Annotated in this window: 6 protein-coding genes; 4 read left to right on the forward strand and 2 right to left on the reverse strand. The window is 69.4% G+C overall.

Going from position 1 to position 4,439, the window contains the following annotated elements:
• From ELR45_RS39205 to ELR45_RS26605, 4 genes are all read left to right on the forward strand, one after another.
• Nucleotides 1-897, forward strand: an 897-nt coding sequence (locus ELR45_RS39205; RefSeq protein ID WP_205857328.1) for a lyase family protein, incomplete at its 5' end; no start/stop codon positions are given.
• Nucleotides 894-1,673, forward strand: coding sequence for a 3-oxoadipate enol-lactonase (pcaD, locus tag ELR45_RS26595; protein ID WP_129669017.1), 780 nt, complete (start codon nucleotides 894-896; stop codon nucleotides 1,671-1,673). The genes ELR45_RS39205 and pcaD, both read left to right, overlap by 4 nt.
• 51 nt (nucleotides 1,674-1,724) lie before the next feature.
• Nucleotides 1,725-2,108: a 4-carboxymuconolactone decarboxylase gene (gene pcaC / locus ELR45_RS26600; protein ID WP_205857329.1), complete on the forward strand. Its 384-nt coding sequence runs from the start codon at nucleotides 1,725-1,727 to the stop codon at nucleotides 2,106-2,108.
• Nucleotides 2,108-2,887 (forward strand): IclR family transcriptional regulator, encoded by a 780-nt coding sequence (locus ELR45_RS26605; RefSeq protein WP_129669018.1) that lies wholly within the window; start codon nucleotides 2,108-2,110, stop codon nucleotides 2,885-2,887. Before pcaC ends, ELR45_RS26605 begins: the two co-directional genes overlap by 1 nt.
• Nucleotides 2,888-2,896: 9 nt before the next feature.
• Here the strand turns inward: ELR45_RS26605 and ELR45_RS26610 are convergent, their stop codons facing one another.
• Both ELR45_RS26610 and ELR45_RS26615 read right to left on the reverse strand, forming a co-directional pair.
• A complete protein-coding gene (locus tag ELR45_RS26610; protein ID WP_129669019.1) occupies nucleotides 2,897-3,220 on the reverse strand; it encodes a hypothetical protein in 324 nt (107 codons plus the stop codon).
• A gap of 180 nt (nucleotides 3,221-3,400) precedes the next feature.
• Nucleotides 3,401-4,255: a PaaX family transcriptional regulator gene (locus ELR45_RS26615; protein ID WP_129669020.1), complete on the reverse strand. Its 855-nt coding sequence runs from the start codon at nucleotides 4,253-4,255 to the stop codon at nucleotides 3,401-3,403.
• Between the last annotated feature and the right edge of the window lie 184 nt (nucleotides 4,256-4,439).

Genomic DNA, 4,439 nt, shown 5'->3' on the forward strand with positions numbered 1-4,439 from the left:
CGCACCCTCGGCCAGCCCGCGCAGCCGACGACGTTCGGCCTGCGGGCGGCGGGCTGGCTCGGAGGTCTGGACGCGGCCACCGCGGAGCTTGCCCGGGTCCGCGACAGCCTGCTGGCGGTCCAGCTGGGAGGAGCGGTCGGCACCCTCACGGGATACCCGGGCCGCGGGCTCGAGGTGACGGCGTATCTGGCGGACGAGCTGGGCCTGGCTGATCCCGGGACGCCGTGGCACACTGAGCGATCCCGCGTGCACGCGCTCGGATCCGCACTCGGCGCCACGGTGGCCACCTGCGGGAAGGTCGCCACCGACGTCGTCCTGCAGTCTCAGGGCGAGATCGGCGAAGTGGCCGAGGGCACGCCGGGCGGTTCGTCGGCGATGCCGCACAAGCAGAACCCCACCGCCTCTGTCCTGGTGGTGGCCGCGGCTCGGCGAAGCCCCGGTCTCCTCGGCACGCTGCTGACCGCCGGCGTTCATGAACAGGAGCGTGCCACCGGCTCGTGGCATGCCGAATGGCCCGCGTTGCGGGACCTGCTCCGGTTGGCCGGAGGCGCTGCGGCGCGGACCGCGTCGATCCTCGGCGGGCTGCGGGTGGATCCGGCGGCGATGCGCCGCAACCTGGACGCGGCCGGGCCAGGTGTCATGTCGGAGGCCCTCGCGACGGTACTCGTGCCGGCACTCGGCCGGCTCGGCGCGCAGGAGGCGGTGCGGCGGGCTCTCGCAGAGGTGCCCGGCGGCGGCCTTGAGCTTGTCGCCGTGCTCCGTCGCGACCCGAAGGTGGCTGACGCGGTGAGCGAGGACGAGCTGAGTACACGGCTGGATCCGGTCAACGGGCTCGGCGCCGCCGAAGAACTGGTCGATCGACACCTGCGTTCCCATGATCGGAAGGAACGGCGATGACGCATCGGCTCGGCTACGACGTGCACGGCCCCGACGACGCGCCGGTGCTCGTCCTGGGCAGCTCGCTGGGCACCACCCGGGCCATGTGGGATCCGCAGCTCCCGATGCTCAGCGCGCGGTTCCGGGTGGTCCGCTACGACCATCTCGGCCATGGCGAGTCGGAGGTCCCGCCGGGGCCGTACTCCATCGAAGGGCTCGCGGCCGAGCTGGTCGGCTTGCTCGACAGCCTCGGCGTGCGGCAGGCGCATCTGGGCGGGCTCTCCCTCGGCGGGATGGTCGCGCTTCAGGTCGCGGCGACCATGCCGGAGCGGGTCGACCGGCTGGCGCTGGTCTGCTCGTCGGCGCGCATACCTCCGGAGCAGGCCTGGCGCGACCGGGCGCATGCTGTCCGCACGGAAGGGATGCGTTCGATCTCCGAGCCTGTGGTAGCTCGCTGGTTCACGCCCGCGTTCGCGCAGACACCGACCGCCAAGGCGCTGCACACAGATCTGCTGGATATCCCAGCTGAAGGGTACGCCGGATGCTGCGAGGCCATCGCCGCGATGGATCTGCGGCCGCTGCTTGCTCAGGTGCGCAGTCCGACGCTCGTCGTCGCGGGGCTGCAAGACCCGGCGACGCCGGTCGAGCACGCACAAAGCATCGTCGACGGCGTCGCCCACGGGGGCGCGCCGGTCCGGTTGGAGACCGTCGATGGAGCAGCGCATCTCGGTAGTGTGGAGCGTCCGGACGAGATCGGCAGGCTACTGGTGGATCATCTAGGTCCACCGGCAGGCTGACGAGTGCGGCGGGCACAGACAGCGGCGCGAGCGAGCAGGGGATGTGAGACGGTGAGCGACGATGACCGGTACGACGCCGGCATGCAGGCGCGACGGGCGGTGCTCGGCGACCAGCACGTCGACCGTGCCACCGCGGGCACCACCGCCTTCACCGCGGATTTCCAGGACCTGATCACCTGTTACGCATGGGGGGACATCTGGTCCCGTCCGGGGCTGGACCGGCGCACCCGCAGCTGCATCACCCTGGCGATGCTGGCCACGCTGCACCACGACAACGAGCTCGCGATGCACGTACGAGCGGCGTTGCGCAATGGTCTGACGGTTGATGAGATCAAAGAAGTGCTGTTACAGGTGGCCGTCTATGCTGGCGTGCCGGCCGCCAACCGCGCGTTCGCGGTCGCGCAGCAGGTCTTGAGCGAAGAAGGGCTGAGCTGATGCGAGAGGAGCGTGGCGCGGACTTCGTTCAGTCCCTGGAACGCGGGCTCGCGGTCATCCGCGCCTTCGACACGGACCATCCGCAGCTGACGCTGAGCGACGTGGCCCGGTCTACCGGGCTCACCCGGGCGGCGGCGCGCCGCTTCCTGCACACGCTGGTGGAGCTGGGCTATGTGGGAACGGACGGCCGGTTGTTCTCGCTGCGGCCGCGAGTGCTGGAGCTCGGCTACGCGTATCTGTCCAGCCTCTCATTGCCCGAGCTGGCTATGCCGTCGATGGAGCGCCTGGTGGAGCGGGTGCGCGAGTCCTGCTCGATGGCGGTGCTCGACGGCGACGACGTGGTCTACGTCGCCCGGGTCCCGACGAAGCGGATCATGAGTGTGGTGATCAGCGTCGGTACCCGGTTCCCGGCGTACGCCACGTCGATGGGGCGGGTGCTGCTTACCCACCAGGAGCCGAGCCGGCTCGATGACTACTTGGACCGGGTGAAGCTGGACCCGCTGACGCCGAAGACGATCACCGACCGTGAGCAGCTGCGTGCCGTGCTGGACCAGGTCCGCGCCGACGGCTACTGCCTCGTCGACGAGGAGCTGGAAGAAGGGTTACGGTCGATGGCGGTGCCGGTGCTCGACGGCGACGGCCGGGTGGTCGCCGCTCTCAACGTCTCGGCGCACACCAGCCGCGGCACGGCCAGCGCTATCCGCCGCGACCTGTTGCCACCACTGCGGGAGACGGCGGAGGCGATCTCGGCGGACATCGCTAGAGCGCGTCATCCTTAGAGGCCGCGCTCACCGGTCCGTGTCTTCGGTGTGCCCGGGCTCGGCCCACGTACTGTTCATCAGCAGACGAGCGCGTTCGTTCATACGCTCTTCGTCTTCGGCGTTCGGCGATTCGCGTACGGCGACGATCACCACGACACGGCCGTCCTTTCGCTGGCCAGGATCGCTCTGATGAGTCACGATCTTGTAGCCGAGTAGACGACCCGCCCTGCGTCCAGCGGAGCGTATCTCAGCGATTCTTTCCTCGTTCAATGCGTCGACGTGCTCGACGTACTGCCAGTCGACCTCGAGGTGCCGTGCAATCGTGATGGTCAACTCGTCAGGGTCCGCCACGGTACCTCCAATCGCCGACGCTCGTGTATGCCGAGGCGGGCACATTCAATTGATGATGCGGCCTACCTTACGCATTCGGCAGCGTCTCCGGCACGGAACCAGCGCTCACCATGGCGCCGCACCGTGGTACTTCCGATCATGCATGCCGGCAGGGGTCTGACACCGGCGGCCGTTCGGTAGTCACGGCCCGTCCAGCCAGGCGAGGGAGGCGACCGCGAGCTTGTGAGCGGGTTCAGCCAGCTGCCGGCGGAGCGAGAAGAACCGCTCCTCGGCCTGGACGCCCGGCCAGCTGTCCGGGAGGAGCTCGAGGGGAAGCCGGGGGTCCTCCCGGACGAGTAGCAACCACTCGGTCTCGAGCAGGACCTGCCGGGACAGCTCGTCCAGCGCACCAGGGCTGTCGCCCTTCCAACGTTCCAGGAACGCCTCGTAGCCGGCGGCGAGCCCGGTGAGGTCCCATGCTTCCGCGACGATGCGGTGCGGGTCCGTGGTCATCGCTTCGGCCCGGAAGATCTTCACGTAGTCGAGTAACCCCAGCTCGGCCAGCGTGGGCGCGATGTCATGCGGGGAGGGAGAGACCCAGAGCCCGTTCTGGAGCAGGCCGTAGCCTGCCCAACCGAGCTGTGTGCGCAGGGCGTGCCGGTCGCCGCGCCGGCTCTCCGGAACGGAGAATGCGAGCAACGTCCAACGGCCGTCCCATTCGCGGTGCACCATCTCCGACTCGAGCCGGGCACCGCCGTCGCGCAGGACGGCCTCGGACTGCGCGGTCAGGGTCAGGTAGACGCGTCGGCCGTGGCGCACGTTTCGGAACAGCCCGCGCCTGGTCATCCGGTTCAGCGCGGCTCGGGTGGCATGCTCGCCGATGCCCAGCCGGGTCAGCAGATCGATGACGCTGCCGGCGCTCACTGCGACGTCCCGGTCCAGGAGGTGAGCGCCGCAGAACGCCAGGAGGAGCGATTCCGGTCGTGGCGGGCGCCCATAGGCGTCGCGACCGGCACCTTCGCCGGTGGTGCCGGGGGCGGCTGTGTGCCCGGACATCGTTTCACTCCCGAGTGGGTCGGTGCGGATGCGCAGACAGCGGTGGTCACTGCACGACGCCAGTATATCTTTGCAAACTATTGACGGTCGTCATGAGAACATCTAAAGTCGACGCCACATCCCCGCTTCCGGGCCGGAGACGCGCCCCCGTCGTCTCCGGCCCGGAAGGTGATGGCCGGACTGC

The sequence above is a fragment of the Phytoactinopolyspora endophytica genome, from assembly GCF_004138495.1.
In the GTDB taxonomy this organism is placed as follows: domain Bacteria; phylum Actinomycetota; class Actinomycetes; order Jiangellales; family Jiangellaceae; genus Phytoactinopolyspora; species Phytoactinopolyspora endophytica.

Bases quoted from the DNA above. Each gene is read 5' to 3' on its own strand.
- ELR45_RS26615 (WP_129669020.1), bottom strand. From the start codon at position 4,255: ATGTCCGGGCACACAGCCGCCCCCGGCACCACCGGCGAAGGTGCCGGT.
- ELR45_RS26605 (WP_129669018.1), top strand. From the start codon at position 2,108: ATGCGAGAGGAGCGTGGCGCGGACTTCGTTCAGTCCCTGGAACGCGGG.
- pcaD (WP_129669017.1), top strand. From the start codon at position 894: ATGACGCATCGGCTCGGCTACGACGTGCACGGCCCCGACGACGCGCCG.